The 22278-nt window shown below is 34.6% G+C and carries 21 protein-coding genes and 1 rRNA gene; 14 read left to right on the top strand and 8 right to left on the bottom strand.

Annotation, left to right across the window (positions count from 1 at the left end; translation table 11 throughout):
- Position 1 precedes the first annotated feature (1 nt).
- Entirely contained in the window at positions 2-880 is an 879-nt protein-coding gene (locus ACS5L2_RS08475) for an MJ0548 connectase family domain-containing protein (protein ID WP_459201562.1), read from the bottom strand.
- Between the two features lie 128 nt (positions 881-1008).
- Here ACS5L2_RS08475 and nikR point away from each other — a divergent pair, with 128 nt between their 5' ends.
- Both nikR and ACS5L2_RS08465 read left to right on the top strand, forming a co-directional pair.
- Positions 1009-1434 carry a nickel-responsive transcriptional regulator NikR gene (gene nikR / locus ACS5L2_RS08470; protein WP_459201561.1) on the top strand — a complete coding sequence of 142 codons (426 nt, stop codon included), beginning with the start codon at positions 1009-1011 and terminating at the stop codon, positions 1432-1434.
- A gap of 93 nt (positions 1435-1527) precedes the next feature.
- The gene (locus ACS5L2_RS08465) at positions 1528-1755 is read left to right on the top strand and encodes a DUF2798 domain-containing protein (protein ID WP_459201560.1); all 228 of its coding nucleotides are present in this window, start codon (positions 1528-1530) and stop codon (positions 1753-1755) included.
- Between the two features lie 10 nt (positions 1756-1765).
- On the opposite strand, the gene ACS5L2_RS08460 is transcribed toward ACS5L2_RS08465, so the two are convergent.
- Positions 1766-2608, bottom strand: a complete 843-nt coding sequence (locus ACS5L2_RS08460) for a helix-turn-helix domain-containing protein (RefSeq protein WP_459201559.1) — start codon at positions 2606-2608, stop codon at positions 1766-1768.
- A 70-nt stretch (positions 2609-2678) separates the two neighbouring features.
- Here ACS5L2_RS08460 and ACS5L2_RS08455 point away from each other — a divergent pair, with 70 nt between their 5' ends.
- From ACS5L2_RS08455 to truD, 4 genes are all read left to right on the top strand, one after another.
- Positions 2679-3731, top strand: a complete 1053-nt coding sequence (locus ACS5L2_RS08455) for a radical SAM protein (protein WP_459201558.1) — start codon at positions 2679-2681, stop codon at positions 3729-3731.
- Between the two features lie 165 nt (positions 3732-3896).
- Complete coding sequence (locus tag ACS5L2_RS08450) at positions 3897-4388, top strand: PUA domain-containing protein (protein ID WP_459201557.1); 492 nt, start codon at positions 3897-3899, stop codon at positions 4386-4388.
- A gap of 16 nt (positions 4389-4404) precedes the next feature.
- A complete protein-coding gene (locus ACS5L2_RS08445; RefSeq protein ID WP_459201556.1) occupies positions 4405-5205 on the top strand; it encodes a hypothetical protein in 801 nt (266 codons plus the stop codon).
- A gap of 10 nt (positions 5206-5215) precedes the next feature.
- Positions 5216-6385 carry a tRNA pseudouridine(13) synthase TruD gene (gene truD, locus ACS5L2_RS08440; protein ID WP_459201555.1) on the top strand — a complete coding sequence of 390 codons (1170 nt, stop codon included), beginning with the start codon at positions 5216-5218 and terminating at the stop codon, positions 6383-6385.
- A gap of 12 nt (positions 6386-6397) precedes the next feature.
- Here truD and argH read toward each other — a convergent pair whose 3' ends face one another.
- Together argH and ACS5L2_RS08430 are read right to left on the bottom strand one after the other, a co-directional pair.
- Entirely contained in the window at positions 6398-7843 is a 1446-nt protein-coding gene (argH, locus tag ACS5L2_RS08435; protein ID WP_459201554.1) for an argininosuccinate lyase, read from the bottom strand.
- Positions 7844-7884: 41 nt separating this feature from the next.
- On the bottom strand, positions 7885-8334 hold the full coding sequence (locus ACS5L2_RS08430; protein WP_459201553.1) for a CoA-binding protein: 450 nt from the start codon (positions 8332-8334) through the stop codon (positions 7885-7887).
- A gap of 69 nt (positions 8335-8403) precedes the next feature.
- Here ACS5L2_RS08430 and ACS5L2_RS08425 point away from each other — a divergent pair, with 69 nt between their 5' ends.
- The 4 genes from ACS5L2_RS08425 to ACS5L2_RS08410 are packed head-to-tail and all read left to right on the top strand — an operon-like array spanning position 8404 to position 12873.
- Positions 8404-9471, top strand: coding sequence for a DNA cytosine methyltransferase (locus ACS5L2_RS08425; protein WP_459201552.1), 1068 nt, complete (start codon positions 8404-8406; stop codon positions 9469-9471).
- A 44-nt stretch (positions 9472-9515) separates the two neighbouring features.
- On the top strand, positions 9516-9941 hold the full coding sequence (locus ACS5L2_RS08420; RefSeq protein WP_459201551.1) for a RecB-family nuclease: 426 nt from the start codon (positions 9516-9518) through the stop codon (positions 9939-9941).
- 27 nt (positions 9942-9968) lie between these two features.
- A complete protein-coding gene (locus ACS5L2_RS08415; protein WP_459201550.1) occupies positions 9969-11078 on the top strand; it encodes a hypothetical protein in 1110 nt (369 codons plus the stop codon).
- Between the two features lie 10 nt (positions 11079-11088).
- Positions 11089-12873: a DNA-directed DNA polymerase II small subunit gene (locus ACS5L2_RS08410; protein ID WP_459201549.1), complete on the top strand. Its 1785-nt coding sequence runs from the start codon at positions 11089-11091 to the stop codon at positions 12871-12873.
- A gap of 33 nt (positions 12874-12906) precedes the next feature.
- Here ACS5L2_RS08410 and ACS5L2_RS08405 read toward each other — a convergent pair whose 3' ends face one another.
- Positions 12907-13677, bottom strand: coding sequence for a phosphoglycerol geranylgeranyltransferase (locus ACS5L2_RS08405; protein WP_459201548.1), 771 nt, complete (start codon positions 13675-13677; stop codon positions 12907-12909).
- Between the two features lie 442 nt (positions 13678-14119).
- Positions 14120-15205: a 3-dehydroquinate synthase II gene (locus tag ACS5L2_RS08400; RefSeq protein ID WP_459201547.1), complete on the bottom strand. Its 1086-nt coding sequence runs from the start codon at positions 15203-15205 to the stop codon at positions 14120-14122.
- Between the two features lie 129 nt (positions 15206-15334).
- Between ACS5L2_RS08400 and ACS5L2_RS08395 the strand changes: the two genes are divergently transcribed.
- The 3 genes from ACS5L2_RS08395 (at position 15335) to ACS5L2_RS08385 (ending at position 19026) form a co-directional block, all read left to right on the top strand.
- Positions 15335-16906: a DUF2254 family protein gene (locus tag ACS5L2_RS08395; protein ID WP_459201546.1), complete on the top strand. Its 1572-nt coding sequence runs from the start codon at positions 15335-15337 to the stop codon at positions 16904-16906.
- Positions 16907-16999: 93 nt separating this feature from the next.
- Complete coding sequence (locus ACS5L2_RS08390; protein ID WP_459201545.1) at positions 17000-17896, top strand: RIO1 family regulatory kinase/ATPase domain-containing protein; 897 nt, start codon at positions 17000-17002, stop codon at positions 17894-17896.
- 38 nt (positions 17897-17934) lie between these two features.
- A complete protein-coding gene (locus ACS5L2_RS08385) occupies positions 17935-19026 on the top strand; it encodes a 2-oxoacid:acceptor oxidoreductase subunit alpha (protein WP_459201544.1) in 1092 nt (363 codons plus the stop codon).
- Between the two features lie 25 nt (positions 19027-19051).
- Here ACS5L2_RS08385 and ACS5L2_RS08380 read toward each other — a convergent pair whose 3' ends face one another.
- Both ACS5L2_RS08380 and ACS5L2_RS08375 read right to left on the bottom strand, forming a co-directional pair.
- The gene (locus ACS5L2_RS08380) at positions 19052-20116 is read right to left on the bottom strand and encodes a TIGR03576 family pyridoxal phosphate-dependent enzyme (protein WP_459201543.1); all 1065 of its coding nucleotides are present in this window, start codon (positions 20114-20116) and stop codon (positions 19052-19054) included.
- 30 nt (positions 20117-20146) lie between these two features.
- Entirely contained in the window at positions 20147-20428 is a 282-nt protein-coding gene (locus ACS5L2_RS08375) for a DUF2098 domain-containing protein (protein ID WP_459201542.1), read from the bottom strand.
- A gap of 243 nt (positions 20429-20671) precedes the next feature.
- Here ACS5L2_RS08375 and ACS5L2_RS08370 point away from each other — a divergent pair.
- Positions 20672-22138: ribosomal RNA gene (locus ACS5L2_RS08370) — 16S ribosomal RNA — on the top strand.
- The last annotated feature ends 140 nt before the right edge of the window (positions 22139-22278 follow it).

Here is a 22278-nt window from a genome sequence, read left to right as displayed (position 1 = left end):
TTTATTCTCTTTTACAGATTATTTTTTCAACTACTACTGGCTTCCCAGTTCTTTTTACTTTTAACGATTCATTGTCGATTGTTACGATATCACCTTCAATGAATTCGCCAGTAATTATAATTTCCGAATAAATTACAGGTTCAGGGCATATCTTATCAATTGCAAGGAATTCATCGTATAAAACTAAATTTTCATTTTTAATTACCCCGACATCCCCAATTTTTGCTATTTTTTCAGCAATCGCCATTACTCTCTGCATTTCAACCATTTTTACAGATAATTCATTTCTGTAATTGAAGAGATTTTCCAAATCATCATTAATTGTATTTTCAAAGTTGGATTCATCATTTTCAATAAAATAATATTCGAAATTATCACTTAATGTTGCGTTTTTGATATTTTTCAAGATTTTTTCAAATAAACTTTTAATTTCTCCTGCATTCATTTTCAAAAGTTTTTGAACGTGTTTTTTAATTTCAGATTCAACAAGATGTTTTATGTATTTATTTCCAAATACGACAATTCCCGACCCAGTTCTTGTAGATTTATTGATTATGTTGTTATTTTCAAGGTCTATTATCGTACATTTTTCTTTTGAAAGGTACATTCGTCTTCTTTTAGAGTCTTTACCAATAGACCTGACTTCCCCGCACAGTAAATTTCCAATTTTTCTTACTTTTTCTTGTGAATCGTTAATGTGGACGTTAACACCGAATTCAGATGCTTTTTTGAGTAGTTCGTCATCAGTTTTAATTTTTCCAGAATATAAAAGCTCTTCAAGCTTTTCTCTATCACTTTCAATTCCATTAATCAGTAAATTTCTTTTGTCACCTGCAATAACGGCTCCATTTTTTCCGTAGTATCCGATAATGACACTCAAAGTTTTTCACCTTGTTATTCGTATTATTACATAATATTTAAATAGGACTCTTAAGATATTATCAATTATTACAAAGTTACTACCAAGTACATGTAGATTTCAGTTGAGAACCCAAGTGGAGGCATAATATGGTAGATATGGATAGGATAAGTATCTCGTTGCCGACAAATTTGCTCTCGGAATTCGACGAGATAATCGAAGAAAGAGGTTATGCAAGCAGAAGTGAGGCTATACGAGATTCAATTAGGGATTACTTGATAAAACATAAATGGATTCACAGTCTCGAAGGAGTGAGGGCTGGAACAATCAGTATTATTTATGACCACCATTCTACTGATGTGATGGAGAAATTAACAACAATACAACACGATTACGAGAATTTAATCGTTGCAACAATTCACATGCACCTTGACCACGACCACTGCATGGAAGTAGTTCTTGTTAAAGGAGATGCAACAGACATTAAAGAGTTAACTGACAAACTTACGTCACAAAAAGGCGTAAAACAGGTAAAACTAACTGTGATGGTTCCTGGCGGAAACATACCCCAATAAACCAGATTTTATTTTAACTTTTTTTATACTTTGAACATTTATTATTTTTATCATTTTTTATAAGTTTTAGTGCAATTTAAAACAGGTGAATACATGTTAATCCCCAAAAAATACGAAAGAGTAACGTTTGCATTGCTGATGTCCGGTATGATGGCGTTAGTGATGTCTTTTGTAATGACGCTGGTAAACCGCGGTTTTAGTTTAGAAGTTTTAGTATTTTGGCCAAAAGTATTTTTAATCGCGTATATAATAGCGTTTCCGACAGCATACTTCGTTTCGCCGATTGTCGGAAAAATAAATTCAAAAATGATTATTAAATAATTTTACGTAATTACATAATAGGTTCAAATCCTGCAGATTTTATTTCTTTTTCTTTTTTGGACAGTAATTCTTCAAATTCGTCATCAGGAATAGAATTATTTAAAATAAAGTTTACCGTATGTCTTGTTTTATCGTAATAATCCGGGGTTTCGATTAAATAGTCTTTTTTGACGTACCTCAAAAGACAGGTATTTAAAAACATGCTGTATCCTTCTTCAAGAAGGTCAATTGCATAAAACGGGTTTTTTACAACTTTTGATACTTTAAAATCAATTTTTTCATGTTTAAGGGTTTTCCAGATTATCCTGTGTGCAGAGTAGTTAACTCCAAGAAGATTTTTAAAGTCAAATTCGCCTTTCGAAACCATTACAAAGTGATCGTATGCAACTGGAACTGGGTCTCCAAGCCTGTAGCTCCAGTAGGGATCGTCAATTCCAACAATGCTCGTTAAATTTGATTTGTAAAGTTTTAACACATTAGAAAATGACGAAACAAGTACATCGTCAAAAAGAAGCCTCCCAACTTCCCCACTTATAAATCCGCATGCAATAAATTTTTCTTTTGAAGTTCTTTCAAGGTATGCACTGTAAAATGATACAATACGTTCCGCATCTGAGGATAACATAGTTCCGCCTGGAGAAGAATGGATTAATTTTAGGTTTAACTTATTTTCAAGTCTTTTTATCTGAATATTTACTGTTGATGGCGGAATTCCTAAAATTTCGGCAACTTTGTTCTGCGATTTTGTTTCAGAAACTAATTTTAGTATTTCGACTTGAGTTTTTGTAATCTGTTTACCTTTATAGTTTATATTCAAGGTCACACTTAAATCAGATTCAGATAATTTGTTCACGGACAACCCCTAAATTTGTGGTACTATATTATCTTTTTACTCATGTATTTTAAATTTATCAGGAGAGATTATGAATTCCGCGGAGATTTTGGAAAATTCAATTAAAGCATTTAAATTAACAGAAAAACACCATGGAAATATTACTACATTGGAAAGGGCCCTTTTTTTAGGCTGGTACTGTAATTTAGATGACCCTTGCAAGTTCTGTTTCATGTCAACACAGAAAGAAAAAATAAAAGACCCGGTAAAAGCAAGAAGAACACCCGAATCTATTTTAGCAGAGAGCACGTTGATGAAACGGATAGGTTGGAAGCTTGAATTTATTTCTGGAGGATATGGATACAACACCGAAGAATTAAACGATACTATCGAGATGGTTTCCTATATTCAGCAGGCAAAACAGTATTTAAACGTTGGAATAATTGATTTTGAAAATTTAAATTTAAATAATGTCGAAGGAGTTGTCGGTGCAGTAGAAACCGTAAATCCGAAACTACACCGAGAGATGTGTCCTGGAAAGCCGCTAAATAATACAAAAGAAATGTTAAAAAAAGCCAAAGATGTGGGGCTTAAAACAGGAATTACGATAATTTTAGGAATGGGGGAAACCGAAAACGATATAGAATTGCTCTTAAATTTAATTGAGGAGTTAAATCTTGATAGAATTACATTTTATTCATTGAATCCCCAGGACGAAACCATTTTTCAGGGAAAAACATCCATAACTACCCTTGAATACATGAACTGGGTTTCAAGTGTAAGACTTAATTTCCCGAAAATAAAGATAATAACGGGAACTTGGGTTGATAAACTTACAAATATTGGTCCACTCATAATGGCAGGGTCAAATGTTATTACAAAATTCCCGCTGTTTTCAATTTATGGTAGGAAAGAAGGAAAAACTGTTGAAAATGAGATAAAATCAACAGGACGGGAATTATATGGTACATTTTCTGATTTAGATATATTACAAGGAGTAAGAACTCTGGAAAAAACAAAATACGTTTCCGAAAAAATAGACATCTCTGAAAAAAATCTTGAACTTGTAAACGGGATTTCAAATAAGATAGATAAAAAAATAGAAAGCTACGTTAAAACAACGATTAAAAAATCCAGAAAATAATTTAAAAGGTCTGATTTTATCAAACCAAATTACAGGACTTTTTTAAGTTATTGGTTATTTTACGTTATTTTTTACTCGATTTGAACTGCAGCCATCACTTATAATCGTTATATATATGTATACATCAAAAAATAGTTTTATAAAAGATTTAGTTTAAGGGATATCATGAAACACAGGAAACTCGAAGAAAGTGAAATTAGCGCCTTAAAAGCGGCGATTTCAAGATATATTGGTAAAAAAGCCGAAGAACTTGATTTTGAGAATTTTTTAGTTTTAAGGGGAAAATCAAAAAACGTAGTTTACGTAAGTTCTCGGGTTCTTAAATCTCTAAAAAATCACAAGGATATTTACAGTGTAGGAATAAATATCGGTGAACTTGAAGAAATCTCCGGAAAAGAAAAGTTTTTGCCATCATTAGAAGGTATAAATATGGTTTCAAAAGATATTGAAAAAAATTATGCGGTTATAAATGAAAAAGGAGAAGGGTTGTTTCTTTATTCAAGAGATGTTTTTGATTCATCAATTGTAGAATTAGTCGGAGACGGAAAAGTCGCAGTATTTAACGAAAATAAAGAGTTACTTGGGATTGGAAAATACGACGGAAAATTAATCAAAAATATAATGGATCGCGGATGGTATTTAAGATACGGCGGATAAATTTTGGTGACTGAAAATGGAGTCTAAACAACTTATAACTATGATTTTAAAGGATATTTTAAGAAATATCGATGATTATTCAAGAGACCTTTTAACGGCGGAAAATCTTGACGTTGAATTCAAAGGATTTAATCTCTGGGATGAGAATGGTAAAAGATATTCTATAAAAAATTTAATGGATTGCGATGAATTACCGAGTTTTGATGCAACAAAAAGAAAGTATATTCTCAGAAAAGTGAATTTGAAGTACATGGATGACGGAATTATGATAATACACCTTTCTTCGAGAAAATCGGACGAATACGGTTTTTCATTAGACAATACTTTTGAAGTTATTTTAAAGACGTTTTCAACGGCTTCGTACGAACACAGGGAAAGAATATTACTGTGGAATGAATTAACTGACGAAGAATTAGATATTAAAATTTCAGAATTTGATGTAAAATTGGAATCAATAGTTCAGAAAATCTCGGAAAATTCAAACCTGTCCGAAGTTTTGGTATATATCGACGTATTCATGGATTTGGAAAAAATAGAAAATGTAATGGAGCACGAAGACGAAAAATTAGTGCTCTGGCTTCACCCGGTATTTTTATTTTCAAAAGAATCCACTTTAAAAGGACTCGCGGCATACGAATTATCAAAGTACAATAAAAGTCTAATCGAAGACCGTTACAGGGATATTTTAGAATACTGCAAGGAGTACCGGGAATTGTGCGGTAAAAATTTAAAAATAATCGAAAAAATTCGAGAAATCGCGGTAAAAAGAAACGATTCTGATATTTTGAAAGAAATAGATCAGATGAACACGATTTAATGGGTGTATCATGAAATTTAGACAAAAACACGAAGATTTCATCGTAAATGAGATTTTAAATTATGAATTGAGTGATTCTGGAAATTATTTTTTATATAAACTTCAAAAAAACGGAATAGAGAATTTAAAAGCGATATCTTATCTTTCAAAAAATCTTGAAGTTCCCACAAAAGAAATTGGTTACTGTGGTTTAAAGGATAGGCACGCAATTACAACGCAGTACGTTTCTATTCCAGAAGAATATGGTAAATTATCCCTCAACGAAGATAATTTAAAGCTTGAATATATTGGAAACATCGAAAAATCCTTAAAAATCGGAAGATTGTATGGAAACAGGTTTGAAATCATAGCAAGGGCTATTGATAAAAACGAATTTTTAAAGATTGCAGACAATATACGAGCTTTAAGTTTTGGTGCACCGAATTACTACGACGACCAGAGATTTGGAAGTGTATTTAACGGTAAATTTATAGCAAAGGAAATTTTGAAAGGTAATTACGAAGAAGTCGTTAAAATACTTTTAACAAGCTATACAAAAAGTGAAAATAAGCAGTTAAAGGATTTGAAAAGGTTTATCTCTAAAAATTGGGGCAACTGGGACGAATGCTTAGAATATATCGATAAAAAACAGATAAAAAGTAAAATGTTTAGAAACATGGTAAATTCCTTAAAATACGAAAATGATTTCAAAAAAGCGTTTAAATATGTTGATAATCGATTGAAAGAACTTTTTATCTCCGCATACCAAAGTTACCTCTGGAACGAATGTTTAAAAGAGTTTTTAAAAGAATTTATCCCAAAAGACAGTAGAAAATACGTTGACTATTCATGTGGAACATTTTTGTTTTATGAAACCATTGACGCGGAATTATTTGATAAATTAAAAGAAATGGACTTTCCAACGATAGTTTCAGATGTTGAATATACAGATTCAGAAAAAAAGATAATAAATGCAATTTTAAAGAAAGAAAGGATTAAATTTTCAGATTTTGAGAAATTGGACTTCGGAAAATTAAAATACACGAAAAGACCGATTATTTCAATTCCTGAAGACTTTAATACTGGAACGTTCAAATCCGACGAATTAAATCCAAAAAAATATAAAATAGCTTTAGAATTTAGTTTAAAGAAAGGAAGCTACGCAACTATACTTTTAAAAAGGGTTTTTAGTATTTTATAATTTTTTTAATTTTTATTCTAAGAGATTTTTTTCAGCTGTTTTAATTTCAGCAATTTTTTCATCTAATTTTTCTTTATGCACTGAAATTTTTTCATTAAAGGAGGATATTGCTCTTTCCACTTCTTCTGGTGCAGGTCCACCGATTACATTTCTTAATTTCACGTTTTCGAAAGGATCGAGGGCAGTATCAATTTTTTCCTGGCTTAAGGAAAGGTTATTTTTTTCAAGAACTTCAAAAATTATTTCTTTAATTTCAACTTTTTCTTCGATAGACCTTTTAACGAGTTCCCCAACAATACCGTGTGCCATTCTAAATGCAATTCCGCATTCTCTAACAAGGGTATCTGCAACTTCTGTCGCAGTTGAGTAGTTTTTCTCTGCATTTTCTTTCATTCTTTCTTTATTTACTTTAACAGTTGATATCATTCCGTCAACCATTTGGATACTATCAATTAAGGTGTAGACACTTTTCCAAAGATGCGGGCTGATTTCCTGTAAATCTCTGTTGTATGTATTCGGAAGCGCTTTCATAATCGTTAAAACTGTTATGAGTTCACCATTCAGGCTTGAAAGTTTTGCCCTTGTAATTTCTGCAACATCAGGATTTTTTTTCTGAGGCATAATCGAAGATGTTGAAGTGTATTCGTTTGCAATTTCAATAGTGTTAAATTCCGCACTTGAGAACACAACGAGTTCCTCACATATTTTTGAGAGGTTTGTTCCAAGCATCGAGATATTTGCCATTGTTTCAACGATGAAATCTCTTGAAGACACACCATCCATTGAATTTTCAATTATTCCGTAAAATCCAAGAAGTTCTTGAGTTCTTTTTCTATTCAAGTTAAATCCTGTTGTAGCCATCGCACCGCATCCTAAGGGGGAGATATTAATCCTGTTGTAAGTATCAAAAAACCTTGAAATATCTCTTTCAATTGCTGAAACGTGGCTTAATATGTGGTGTCCGAAAGTTACAGGCTGCGCTTGCTGTAAATGTGTGTATCCAACAGTTAACGTTTCTTTATGTTCATTTGAAACTGCGAGCATGTTTTTTTCCATTGTAATTAAATGAGTAATTATTTCAAGTACTTTTTTCCTCAAAGAAAGCCTTAAATCAGTTGCAACTTCGTCATTTCGGCTCCTTCCAGTATGCATTCTTCCAGCAACATCTTCCCCGAGTTCTTTTATCAATTCACTTTCAATAACCATGTGAATGTCATCAAGAGATGGGTCCAAATTAAGAGATTCCATGCCCCTTTCTGCTATTTTTTTAAGTTCTGCAATTATTTTTTTACCGTTTTCTTCTGAAATCACGTTCTGTTCGACAAGCATTGTGGTATGCGCAATATCGCACAAAATGTCGCTTTCAAAGATTTCTTTATCGAATTCAAGGCTTGTAGTGAATTTCATCACGTCTTCCTTGACGTTGCTTCCAAGTCTTCCCCTTCTTAAAATGTTCATCAAAGTCACCTTTTTTAAATCAAACTAACTATTTCCTTAAACTATAAAAATTTTTGATGTTCCACCATAATGCACTTTTCCAAAACAACATCAAAACCGTTTTTCAGAACATAATCAACTGTTTCTTCATTCGAAGTTTCAAGCTGGAACCAGAACGCTTTAAATCCTACTTTAACAACATCTTTAGCAATTTCCAATGTCCTTGACGGGTTTACAAATATCGATACAATATCTATTTTTTCTTTTATTTCAGAAATATTTGAATAAACCATGTGATCCAGTATTTTTTCTCTAAAATAGTTTGGATTTACAAAATAAACATTAAATCCCAAATCTATCAGATATTTAGAAACAAAATAACTTGGTTTTTCGGTATTTTTTGAAATTCCAATTACTGCAATATTTTTTGAAGAATTAAGGAGTTCTTTAATCTCCAAATCTTTCAAAATTTTTCCATGATTTGAATTTTTCAAGCGATCTGAACGAGTCATTTAAGCACCATGTATTTTTATAGGTAATCATAATTATATGGTTATCAGCACTTATTTTTACGTGGGAAAATGAATTTTATAGATTTATTCTGTGGATGCGGCGGGTTTTCGAGAGGATTTGTTGAAATGGGATTTAAACCTCTTTTGGCAATCGAATTAGATGAAAACGCGGCAAATTCCTATGCTTTAAATTACAATGGAACGGTTTTTGAAAAAAAATTAAATAAAATTCTGAAAAAAGAAGTCTATTTTAAACTTGAAGATTTTCTGATTCAAAGTGATATCGAAGATTTTAAAAAATCAAATAATTATGAAAATTTAAATCCTGTCGTAATAAATGAGGATATAAGAGAAATAAATTCAAAATACATAACGAATATAATTAAAAATAATTTTGATTCAAAAATAGATTTGGTTATAGGTGGACCGCCATGTGAGGGGTACACCGGTGCAAATCCAAATCGTGAAAAGAGCCCATTCAACAGGCTTTATCGGGATGAAGTTGGAAGACTGGTTTTAGAATATATTAGAATTGTTGGAGATATTTCTCCAGAAGTTTTTGTAATGGAAAATGTTCCAGGGATTTTAAACTACGAAACAAGGGAAAATATCGAAAAAGAGTTTTCAAGAGTCGGATACGATGAATTATACTTTCATGTATTCGATTCTGAAAATTACGGGAACCCCTCACTTAGAAAACGGGTAATCATCTCAAATATTCCGCTAAATCTTGAAAAAACCGACAATATGGATGTAAAAACTGCTTTATCAAATATCGATAGAAATGCACTGAACAATGAAAAATATCCGCTTCCTGAAAAAATTGCGAAAGATATTCATAAAATAAATGTCGGTGATTCAGCAGTTAAGTTCAAAGCTTGCAGTGGAGTTTTGGATAACTACATAAGGCTTTCATTGGAAGGAAACTCTGAAACAGTGATGGGAAAAAGGCGGTTTATCCATCCGAAAGAAGATAGGCTTTTAACAGTTCGAGAACAGGCAAGACTCATGAGTTATCCTGATACTCATATTTTTGCAGGGGGAATTACTGCTCAGTACAATCAGGTCGGGGAAAGCGTTCCTCCATCACTATCTTTAGCAATTGCAAAAGAAGTTAAAAAATATTTTAACAGATAAAAACAAAATAAAACTGAAATAAAAAAATAACAAAGGGGATTTTCATGTTTATCGCACTTCACAACACTTTTAGTTCAAAACAGATAGAAGAATTTACAAAGACAGTTTTTGGAATGGGAATCGATTCAGTAATATTTACAAGAGCAACTGGTTCAGCAGCTCAAAATGGTATTCCAATCGCACAGAAACTGGCGATAAAACTGAATAAAAATTTAATGTTTCTCGAAGATATCGACGATGCAGTAGAGATTTTAAATCCTGAACGGGTAATATTAATAGCAGATAGTGCAATTGCAAGTGAAAAAATCGATTTCAACTCAATTGGAAAAAGAGATTTAATCATTTTTTCAGGAAATTCATCAGGCTTTTCAAAAAAAGAACTTGAAAAAGGAAAGGGAATGCATATTTTAGAGAATAATATCGGGGCAATCGGCGAAGTTGCAATTTTCCTCTACAAAATGAACGAATAAATTATAATTTATTAATTTGTGATTTTAGTGTTTTTGGACAACATGGAATGTATCCGGGATTTGAATGTGATTGATGAAATAAACAGTAGTTCAAACCTTACTTTGATTAAAAATAGGTTGGAACTTTTATTCTGGTCTAAAAACCCTGAAAGTTCAGAAGAAGACGATGAAAAAGAGTATACAGAATCTTTAAGAAATTATCAGGAAAGGCTGAGGGTATATGGTGTCGGGGATACAGAGTTATTTCCGGATAAAATAGATTATTTAACACTAATTCTTGCAGCAAATTCTAAAAATCACAACATTTACATCAAAAAGCTTGCAGAAGAATATGCAGAAAAAATACCTCTTGAAGAAGACGATTCACGGGTAAATATATGGGAGTTCATTGACGTTGCAGCAAATTCGAGGAATAACGATTTACACCTCGAAAGAATGCTTCTCGAAGGGAACACTGTTTTACTAAATAAAAAAAGGCAGTCAATATATAATTTTGAAAAAATAAGGTTGAAAATCAAGGATTATGTTGATAAAGTTCGAAATGCACAGATGCCAACGGAAATAAAGGATTTACTTTTAAAAAAATCAGAAGAAGCCTTTTCAAAAATTAAAATAGATTACAATATCGAAAGCGGAATTCGGGTAAGTACTAAAGAATATTTTGGAGAAATCCCTGAAGACTGGCATCCTCCATGCATGAGGGAAATTCTAAACGATATTTTGTCAGGCGGTTCTCCATCGCACTATGCAAGGCGTAGTTTTGTAGTATATCGATTTGTATCTCAATTTGACCCTAATTTAAGGCCAATTGAGGATGGAACCCTTACAAATAAAAGTGCACGGGATATTGCAACAGAAGAGCAGATTGAACGCTTTTTAGATGAAATAATAAATATTTTTAAATCTGTTGGAGATTTCGATGTTGAAAAAACTAAATACTATATAAGTCATAATATTGGGTACAAAGTTGCAAACCATATAACGCACTGCGAGTACTGCAAAAACTGGCGGGACGATGGCGGAAAAGGTCTTGGATACTATTGCAGGCCTGATTCCACCTGTTCAAGGAAAGATATAATTCATCCTCTCGATTACCTGTGCCAAAACATTAACAGACACCTAAAAAAATCAGAATAACCGTGAAATTATGATAAACGACTTTTTAAACATTCAAGTTCTTTTAGCCCCTGAAAGCTATTCAAGACTTCAAAAACTTGACAGCGATGATTTTTCAGATTTATTTAATAAAATAAAAGAATTTAAAAGTAAAAAGGACGATTTTATACTCCTTGATTCGCATTTTTTAGACATATTTTTTGGAAATAATTTAAAGAATATTTTTGAAGAATACGGAAAATTTGATTTTTTAGCGTACTACACGTCAAATGAAGTGGCATCTGAAAAACCGGAAATTTCAGAACATGTTGATGATTTTGAGATAATTAAAGAAATCGATGAAAATAAAAAAATAAATGAAACTGAAGGAAATGCTGAAAATAAAGAAATTAAACGAGAAACTAAAGTTTACGATTTAGAGTTTGAGGATATTGAAGAAAAACCGGAAATTGATGAGATACATAAAAAATTAGAAGAAGAGCGAAAAATAAGGTTTTCAGAAGTACGTTCTATCAAAGAAAGTGTTAACAATAAAATAAACTACTATGCAAAGGATATTGAAGCAGAAATTCACGTTTACGATGAATACGACGTTACCGGAAAGTCAACATGTGAGGGAACGCTTGACGACTTTGTAAAATATTTTAGAGATAGGTGCAGTACTTTAAGAAAAATAATCGAATTAAAAACTCAAAAGAAAGCGTACCCGTTAAACCAGCTTTTCAGGCGGAAAAAAGAAAATGATGTGTTTATTGCAGGAATAGTTTCAGATGTGAATTCGACTAAAAATGGACATAAAATGGTTGAATTAGAGGACGAAAACGGAACTTTCAGGCTTCTTTTGATGAAAGATAAAATGGAAAAAGGAGAACTTCCATCAGACATTCTTTTAGACGAAGTTATCGGTTTTGAAGGAACCGTAAACGAGAAAGGGGACTTGATGTTTGTAGACAAAGCATTTAGGCCAGATATAGTTAATAAACCGGTGAAAACAGCAGATGAAAAAATATACACTGCATTTTTATCAGATGTTCACGTTGGAAGCCACGAATTTTTAAACAAGGTTTTTGCAAAATTTATCCGATTTTTAAATGGGGAAGTAAATAACGGTTTAGAAGAAAAAATAGTAAGCAGATTGAAGTATATTTCAATTGCAGGGGATTTGGTGGATGGAGTTGGAATTTATCCGGGTCAGGAGTACGATCTCTATGACGTGGACATAATTTCGCAGTATGCAGAAGTTGCAGCTTATTTAGAGCAGGTTCCAGAGCACATAAAATTCATAATTTCTCCGGGAAACCACGACGCGTTAAGACCTGCGGAACCGCAGCCTACATTTGATGAATCGATAACAAGCCTGTTTCCAAAAGAAAATGTTACATTTGTCGGAAATCCTGGTTTTGTAAATATGCACGGCCTCGATTTATTATTATATCACGGTAGAAGCTTTGATGATATTATCGGACAGATTTCATCAGCACAGTATACAAATCCTCCATCAATCATGGTAGAACTTTTAAAAAGAAGACATTTATGTCCAACATACGGTGGAAGGTGCCCGATAGCTCCAGAACACGTTGATTATCTTGCAATACATAAAGAACCAGATATTTTCCACACTGGGCACATCCACATCAACGGTTACGATAATTACCACGGGGTCAGGATGATAAACAGCGGTACGTTTCAGGAACAAACTGATTTCCAGAAAAGAATGGGTATTAGGCCTACACCGGGAATTATACCGATACAGGATTTATCAAAAGCAGAAAAACACATGATTGAATGGAATCAGGGAAAAATTGAAATAAATTAAGTTTTTAGCTTTTATTTATTATTATATATCCTTTTATTTTTTAGACAGCATTTTTAATTTATCAAGTCCTGCCTGTTTAATGGCTTTTTTCATTTCTTCAACTGCTTTTGGGTCTTTTTCAGTTAAAGTTCCGGTTACAATTACGTCTGCACCGCTCATGACCTTTTCGTAAGCTACTTCTGGAGTTCTGATTCCTCCACCAACGATAATATTTATTCCGCTCAATTTTTTGGAAATTCCAATCATTTCGTTGTTTACGGGGTATTCTGCACCGCTTCCAGCTTCAAGGTATACCCATCTCATTCCAAAGTAGGACGCTGAGAGGCTGTAAATGCCTGCAATTTCGGGTTTTCTCTGCGGAATTTCATTTACTTCACCGACAAATCCAACTGCAGTTTTGCTTATCGGTTCAATTCCAAGGTATGCCATTGGAAGTGTTTCAAGCCCGTATTTTTTAATTGTGAGGGCCCCAAGGGTTGGTGCAGTCATGTTCCAGTACGTGTTTTTCGAGTTCATCAAACTCATGAATAATACCGCATCGGCTTCTTTTGTGACACCGTCAACGTTTCCAGGGAATAAAATTACAGGAAGTCCCGTAATTTCTTTAATTTCCTTTGTAACTTCATCAAGGTTAATTATTCCGATACTTCCACCGATAATTATCGCGTCAGCGTAATCTTTGACGTGATTTGCGATTTCCCGGTAGTTTTTTTCATCAGGGTCGATAAGCACGAAGTAAGCTGCACCCTCTTTTTCTATAATTTTATTTATTTTTGTTTCAGTTTTTCCAATTTTTATCTGCATATTGACCCTCTAATAATTCTTACGAGATTTTATGACGTTATGGTTTTCCAGTTATTTATTAATTTAGGTATATTTTTGACAGGTATTTTTCGAGATTTTATTTAAAAAAGGATTATTATCGGAAATATTTTTGAATAACGCAAATTTTGTAAGTTAAATATGATAAACAATTGCAGTTATCACAAATAACTTTATATCCCGAAAAGAATTACCATATTAGTCCACGAAATGGATAGTTAGATACGGTGAAAATATGGAACAAATAATAATGGTAACTTTGGGAGCTTACGCGGCATTTTTGGCTATGATGTCGCATGTAGCTTACAAAATCTACTTCAAAAGATTTATGAAAAACTAAATAAACTTTAAAACAAAGCTAAAAATCGATAACAATCATTTTCTTGTTTATTATTTTTTAAATTAAAAAAGTAAAAAATTAAACTTATTTTTCTATAATCGTTTCTTTGATTGCCATTCCAAAGTGTCGCGCGTTTTCATCAGGTTTTATTAAAACTTTGGTTCCAACTTTTAAATCAACAACTGAAACAGGTTTTCCATCTTCTCCAATTAGACGGATTGTTTCTGCATTTTGGAGGATTGTTCTTAAATTTTCCCCGTTATATTCTGCTTCAACAAGGAATAAAGGCCTTTTTTCGATTTTTACGCGTCCGATAATCGCTTCTCTCGTTTCGCCATTTTTATTAACGACTAAAACTTTATCTCCTGCTTTTAAATCGCTTAAATATTTTGTTTTATTTTCCGGGCACAAGATATAGGCATGAACAGGTCCAGCATTTACCCTAAACGGTCGTGTAGCGACATACGGGTTTTCAACGGTTTCTGAATGAACTAAAAACATTCCTCTTGAGTACGATCCAATTAACATTCCTTCTCCCATTTCCATCATGGAACAGGTGTCAATACAGACCCTGTCACCACTTCCAACGGGCTCAATTTTTGTAACTGTCGCGTAGTCGAGTTTTACGCTTTCAGAATTCATTCTTTCGATTAATTTTGAGAAATCTTTTACTTCGTTAATGTCTTTTGGAAGTAAAACTACTCCATCAACTCCTTTTTCTAAAATTTCGTATGCAGCTTCCGCATCTTTCACGTTAGTTACAATTGAAACGATTTTTATTTCTTCACCGAATAAATCTGCGATAATGTTTTCAAGAGGAATAATTGTCCAGTCGCTTCCTTCCAAAACAACGTAATCGACAAAATCAAGTTTACTTACTTCTGTAGCGTATACTTCATCTTCCTTAGTGTTTATTACAACGTAAACACCAGTTTCTTTTCCAGAGAGTTTTGCAGATTTTAAAATCTCCAAATCTTCTCCTTTATTGATTAATACAACGTCTGCATCGAGACTGTTTGAAACAATTTTTATGTTTCCAAGTTCTCTTACAGAGCTTATTTCTTCCTTTTCGATCAAGATTCCCGGAATTGAACTTTCAAGAGCGTCTTTTACCGAGTCCAGTCTCTCTTCTGAATCAGTTCCAGCTGTTTTTATCCATCCAAATTTCATATATTCACCATGCCTGTATTTTGAACCAAATATGCCGAATTGATTCTTTAATTGATATGTATTTAATCTATATATTTTTATTTATAATAAATTAACATATTTAATTAAACAAAATGCTACGTGGTCAAGATGCTCTCGAAAATTTGTAAAAACTGCTCGTATCTTATGAACTATTTATTATCAAGAGAATGGTTTCAAATACTGATAATTGCAACAATTTCAGCAGTGCTTGCATATTATTCCTTATTTTATTTTGCGTGGGGGCCAGGTTTTGATGAAAATTTAAGATATATTTTAAGTACTCTACCGCAAACGCAAGGCGCAATTGTAGGAATTGTCGCATCGATTTCAATTGTCGCAATCCAGATGGTAAGCCAGCAGTATTCAACGAGAATTACGCATCTTTTATTAAACAAGACGTTTTGGGGCTTTATAATAGCGTACATCGTTTCAATGAGTTACGAAATTTTAATACTCGGCTTCATTCCGACAGCAAGAATTCCGGTTATTATTGGCGGATACGAGATACCATATTATATTTTAATCGGTATCCTGTTCTTTTTCGTCTATTACGACTTTTTGATACTTTTGCCGTACATGAAAAACACGATTGAAGGATTAAAACCGGAAAATGTCATAAATGATTTAATAAATTCCATTTCAAAAGAGGAAATAAAAAATTACCGTTCACTCGATTCGGAAAACCGCGACTACAAGTCTGCAAGAAAGATACCAAAAAACACACTGAGAACAATCTACTATATAATTGAAAAAAGTTTAAAGTCTGACCACTACATGACCGCAAGAAACGGCATAATTCTTCTTGGAGCAAATTACCCTGGTTTAGCAAAAAAAGGCAAGTTTAAAAATAAAAAATTCTTTGAAAGTTATATCGATAATCTCAAAAATTTAGGACTGAACGCTTACGGAACTTCGTTTTCTATTTCAAGAGAGGCAATAATCTCGCTTGAAAAAATTTCAAAATATGAACTTAACAGACACTATGATTTATCGTTAAGGGCTTTAAAAGGTATTAGCAAAATAGGACTTTTGTATGCACAGGAATATGAATTAAAGATAGATAAAGCAGATGAAAAAGAATTAATCCATATAGTATTTGAAAAACTTGGAAACATTGTAAAATTCGTGTTATCAAAACCTAAAAATAATGAAAAGGTAATTCCAGAGCAGATAACATTTAAAATTATGATGTTTTCTGAAATTTTAAGTATTTTTGAACGTATCGTAAATAAACTAAATTCGAGGGGAATCTTACAAAATGAGGTAGCTGGAACTTTAATTTTGGATTCAATAAACAGCTTTTCAAAGCCCGCAATCGAATTTATAAAAACAAATGAAAATTCAGAATTTGTATCAGAAATCACAATTAAAACTTCAGAAACACTGAAAAATTTCGTAAAATTAATCTCTGAAATAAATGGTGAAAATGAAAATTTAAACGAATATCTAAAAGAAATTGTGAAAATTTACGGAATAATTTTGGATTCAACGTATGAAAAAACAAATGAAAAAGCAATAGATAAGATATTATCAGATATTTCAGAAGTATGGGATATTTCAAAGGATAATTTTAAACAGATATTTGGAATGGACGATATTATTGAAAATATTGATAATACTGAAAAAATAAAATGTGCAGATGAGTTAAGGGAACAATTGTTAGAAAAAATTTTAAAATAAGATAATAATTAAAATTTTATAGCACCATGGAAAAGTAGTATTAAAAAGTAAAAGTGTGAAAAAATCGAAAAAGTACTAAGTTCAATAAGGGAAATGGAAGATAACGACTGGAAACTTTTAAAAATAATTGAAATTTCAATGAAAAATCACGAATGGGTACCTATTCAGGACTTAAGACGAAAAACTGGATTTCATGAAAAAGAAGTAGTTTTTAGGCTCGGAAGATTGAATAAATTTAAGTTTACTAACAAGTCTGATTATGGATACAGACTTTCTCACTGGGGATATGACGCTTTAGCAATGAATGCATTTATAAAAAAAGAATTAATTGCAGGAATTGGTGGAAAAGTCGGCGTTGGAAAGGAAGGCGACGTTTATCATGTAATGCTCACGAATCACCGTGAAGCTGTTTTAAAATTCCACCAGCTTGGAAGAACCTGTTTTTCAATGGGAAAACGATACAGGGAATACCTTGCAAATAAAAGGCATATCAGCTGGCTTTATGCTTCAAGGCTCACTGCTGCAAGAGAATTTGAAGTTTTAAGCATGCTCTTTCCAGTTGTAAAAGTTCCTGAGCCAATCGAGCAGAACAGGCACGCAATAATAATGGGAAAACTTCACGGGGAAGAATTAAAGCGCGTTAATCTCCTTGAAATAAACGTGAACCCCGAAGAATTTTTCTGGAAAATAATGGCAGAAGTTAAAAAAACATACAATCTTGGAATTATTCACGGGGATTTAAGTGAATTTAATATATTGATTGATTCAGAAGGCGATTTTGTACTTATTGACTGGCCTCAGGCAATTGAAGTTGGAAAAAAAGGAAAATTGGACAAATTACCGTTTGAAGAAATGGAATACGATGAAGAATACTATTTAAAAAGAGATATTGAAAATCTGCTCAGGTACTTTAAAAAGTACGGAATCGACAAAGACGTGGATAAATTATATAATTATGTTCTTGGAGATATTAGTAGCGAAAATGTTTAATGGATTTTTCAATAATTTACGGATATTTCGGTGATTTCATGACAAAAGTTAACTTCATGCAGGGAAACATGGCATGCGTTGAAGGTGCGATAAAGGCAGGATGCAGGTTTTTTGGAGGATATCCAATTACCCCTTCAACCGAGATTGCAGAAGGAATGGCAAAAAGACTTCCAAAGATTGGCGGATTTTATTCACAAATGGAAGATGAGATTGCAAGTATTGCGTCAATAATCGGTGCAAGCTGGGCTGGTGCAAAGTCAATGACTGCAACAAGTGGGCCAGGAATGAGCTTAATGCTTGAAAATATCGGCTATGCATATATGACTGAAACACCTTGCGTTTTGGTAAATGTCCAGAGAGGTGGCCCTTCAACAGGACAGCCAACCGCAGCAGCTCAGGGAGACATGATGCAAGTGAGATGGGGAAGTCATGGGGATTATGAACCTATTGCGCTATGTCCATCATCCGTTCAGGAAATGTATGATTTTACAATAATTGCTTTTAATTATGCAGAAAAATACAGAATACCTGTTTTTGTAATGGCAGATGAAATTTTAGGGCACATGAGAGAAAAAGTAATTTTACACGATGATATTGAAGTAATAAACCGTGAAAAACCAGAAGAAAAACCTTGTGCTAAACCATATCCATTTGATAAGCAAGTTCCTCCAATGCCAACATTTGGTGAAGGATACAATGTTCACATAACTGGTTTAACGCACGGTGAAAATGGATACCCTGACGTTTCAGCAGAAACACACGATAAATTGGTTAGAAGAATCTGCAATAAAATTTTGGAAAATAAGGAAGACATTGTATTATACGAAGGAAAGTACATGGACAGCGAAACAATGTTTATCTGCTATGGGACCCCTTCAAGAACTGTAAAACACACCGTTGAATCTTTGAGGGCAGAAGGACAGGATGTTGGATACATCAGGTTAAAAACCGTATTTCCATTCCCTGATAAATTGATAGGCGGATTGAAAGCCTCAAAAATTATCGTTCCAGAAATGAATTTGGGGCAGATTTCAGGAGAAGTTATGAAATACGCAAAATGTGAAGTAGTTGGTTGTGGAAAAATCGGTGGAGAACTCCATAGACCTGAAGAATTAAAAGAATTAATTTAAAAAAGTTATTTTATTTTTTAGTATTTTATTTTAAGGAATTTAAAATCGCGTTTATTACATATTCATCAGAAATTCTTTCTGCATCTTTCGAACAGAAATCTATTCTTATGTTTTTACTTGCACCAGGCATTCCTGCTGCGGTAATTGTAACTATTCCGTAATTTTCAAGTAATTTTAGTGCAGTTTTGATTAATTTTTCTTCTGATGAATTTTTTACTATAAATCCGGTAGGTGTTTTTTCATAATCAAGTTTTTCAGCTTCAAATACTGTTAAATCAACTTTTTCTGCACGTTCGAATGCATTTTTCAGCGTTTTTAAATCGAAATTTTCAAGAGCAGTTACAACTGCAGCCATTATTGGAGCCTGTGCTTCGAGACCGAATTTTAATCCTTCTGAATATATTTGGTCAACCAAAGTTTTATTTCCTGCGAGAAGTCCCGCTCTTGGGCCTTCCATTAATTTATCCATACTGGTTACAACTAAATCTGCACCCATTTCAAGAGCAGGAAGTTCTCTATAAAGCCTTCTAAGACGAGCGCCCGATGCATCGTCAAAAAATACTGGGGAATTTTTAGATTTTGCATGAGATATTATTTTTCCTGCGATTTCCCCAGAAACTATTTTGTGATCCATCGTAGCCCCAGTTATTGCAGTTAATGAATTTTCATCGATTTTTGACAGGATTTCGTCCAATGAATCACTTTCAAAGTATTTCATTCCAAATATTTCGCAACTTCTCGGAATCGATGGATGTGCAGGTTTTTCTGGAACATAATGAACTAATTTTTCAAAAGACTTTGATAGGGTCATAATTGTAGACAAGATTGCTGAAGAAGTTCTGTTAAAACAGACTGCGTTATGGATTTCAGAATTTCCCGATAAGTGGCTTAATCCAGCTTTATTTATTTTTTCTGAAAATATTGCTGGCCCAACATATGTTTCAATTAATTTCAAGTGTTCTTCACAGATTTCAAATCCGCCACAAAGGCCAGTTAAGTCGTAAATACCGTTTCTTCCAGTATCTCGTATTTTTCTTCTAATTATTTCTCTTGCTGTATTTACCCGGTTTAATTCTAAAAGACTGTCCATAACTGCACCTTGATAATTGAAATTATGTAATTAACCTGCTCCAGAACATCCACAGCTGTTTTCAGCAGCATCGAGGTCTATTTTTTCATTGGTTATTCTTTCGATTAATTCTTTTTCTGATTCTTTTTTTTCAACTGTTTTGTGATCTGTAACTTCTAAAAGTTCGGGCCTGTAGAATATATCATTTTCTAAAAGAACCCATTCTTCGCCGTTTTCTGATTTAATTGACTTGACAGTTCCGTGCGTTCCGGTATTGATATATTTTACATAGGAACCGATTTCTATGATTTTGCCGTTGCGGTCGATAGTCATAGAATCACCTCATTTTTAATATTCATTCGTGTGAAATATATACTATCGTTTCAAACCTAAAAACATTGCACTATCCAACTCGTTGGCATACTATGCAATTGAAGTGAACACCTGACTGAAACACTCAGGTGCGATGTAAGCCTACAATCTAGGTGAAACCTAGATAGCAACCAAATGTCATTTCCTTTAATGTAAAATGACGTACTCCACGAGAGGGTGGCGTAAAATACTTTTACGCTACTAATTCCGGTTGATCCCGCCGGAGGCCACTGCTATTGGGATTCGACTAAGCCATGCGAGTCTATGGTTTCGGCCATGGCGGACGGCTCATTAACACGTGGTTAACCTACCCTCAGGTGGGGCATAACCTTGGGAAACTGAGGATAATACCCCATAGAAAAAGCAGTCTGGAATGATTCTTTTTCGAAAGCACATGCGCCTGAGGATGGGACTGCGCTCGATTAGGTAGTTGGTGGGGTAATGGCCCACCAAGCCTACGATCGGTACGGGCCTTGAGAGAGGGAGCCCGGAGATGGGGACTGAGACACGGCCCCAGGCCCTACGGGGCGCAGCAGGCGCGAAACCTCCGCAATGCACGAAAGTGCGACGGGGGGATCCCAAGTGCTCATGCACAGCATGGGCTTTTATCAAGTGTAAACAGCTTGAGGAATAAGGGCTGGGCAAGTTCGGTGCCAGCAGCCGCGGTAACACCGACGGCCCAAGTGGTGGCCACTCTTATTGGGCCTAAAGCGTCCGTAGCCGGTCCAGTAAGTCCCTGTTTAAATCCTGCGGCTTAACCGCAGGACTGGCAGGGATACTGCTGGACTTGGGACCGGGAGAGGACAAGGGTACTTCAGGGGTAGCGGTGAAATGTGTTGATCCTTGAAGGACCACCTATGGCGAAGGCACTTGTCTGGAACGGGTCCGACGGTGAGGGACGAAAGCCAGGGGCGCGAACCGGATTAGATACCCGGGTAGTCCTGGCCGTAAACTCTGCGAACTAGGTGTTAGGTAGGCCCCGTGCCTATCTAGTGCCGAAGGGAAGCCGTTAAGTTCGCCGCCTGGGGAGTACGGTCGCAAGACTGAAACTTAAAGGAATTGGCGGGGGAGCACCACAACGGGTGGAGCCTGCGGTTTAATTGGATTCAACGCCGGGCATCTCACCAGGAGCGACAGCATGATGACGGCCAGGTTGACGACCTTGCCTGAAGCGCTGAGAGGTGGTGCATGGCCATCGTCAGCTCGTACCGCGAGGCGTCCTGTTAAGTCAGGTAACGAGCGAGACCCGTGCCCTATGTTGCTACTTTTTCCTCCGGGAGAAAGGCACTCATAGGGGACCGCTGGCGCTAAGTCAGAGGAAGGAGCGGGCAACGATAGGTCCGCATGCCCCGAATCTCCTGGGCTACACGCGGGCTACAATGGCTAGGACAATGGGCCGCAACCCTGAAAAGGGACGCAAATCTCCTAAACCTAGTCGTAGTTCGGATCGTGGGCTGTAACTCGCCCACGTGAAGCTGGAATCCGTAGTAATCGCAGTTCATAATACTGCGGTGAATGTGTCCCTGCTCCTTGCACACACCGCCCGTCACACCACCCGAGTTGGGTTGAAGTGAGGCCTTGGCCTTTGGCTAGGGTCGAACTTGGGCTCAGCGAGGGGGGTGAAGTCGTAACAAGGTAGCCGTAGGGGAACCTGCGGCTGGATCACCTCCTAAAAAAAGAACAATGGTTGCTACTAGGCACTAAATGATTGTAGGCTGTTAGTTGCTCAGTCCACAATACCAGGTATTATGGACCGAGGACCGGATTTTTAGTGAAGGTCGTGCATAAGCCTCCGTATCTGGTGTTATCCA

It is taken from the genome of Methanococcus mangrovi, from assembly GCF_054506835.1.
The sequence above is the reverse complement of the archived record's forward strand: the minus strand, read 5'-3'. Positions and strand labels throughout refer to the sequence as shown.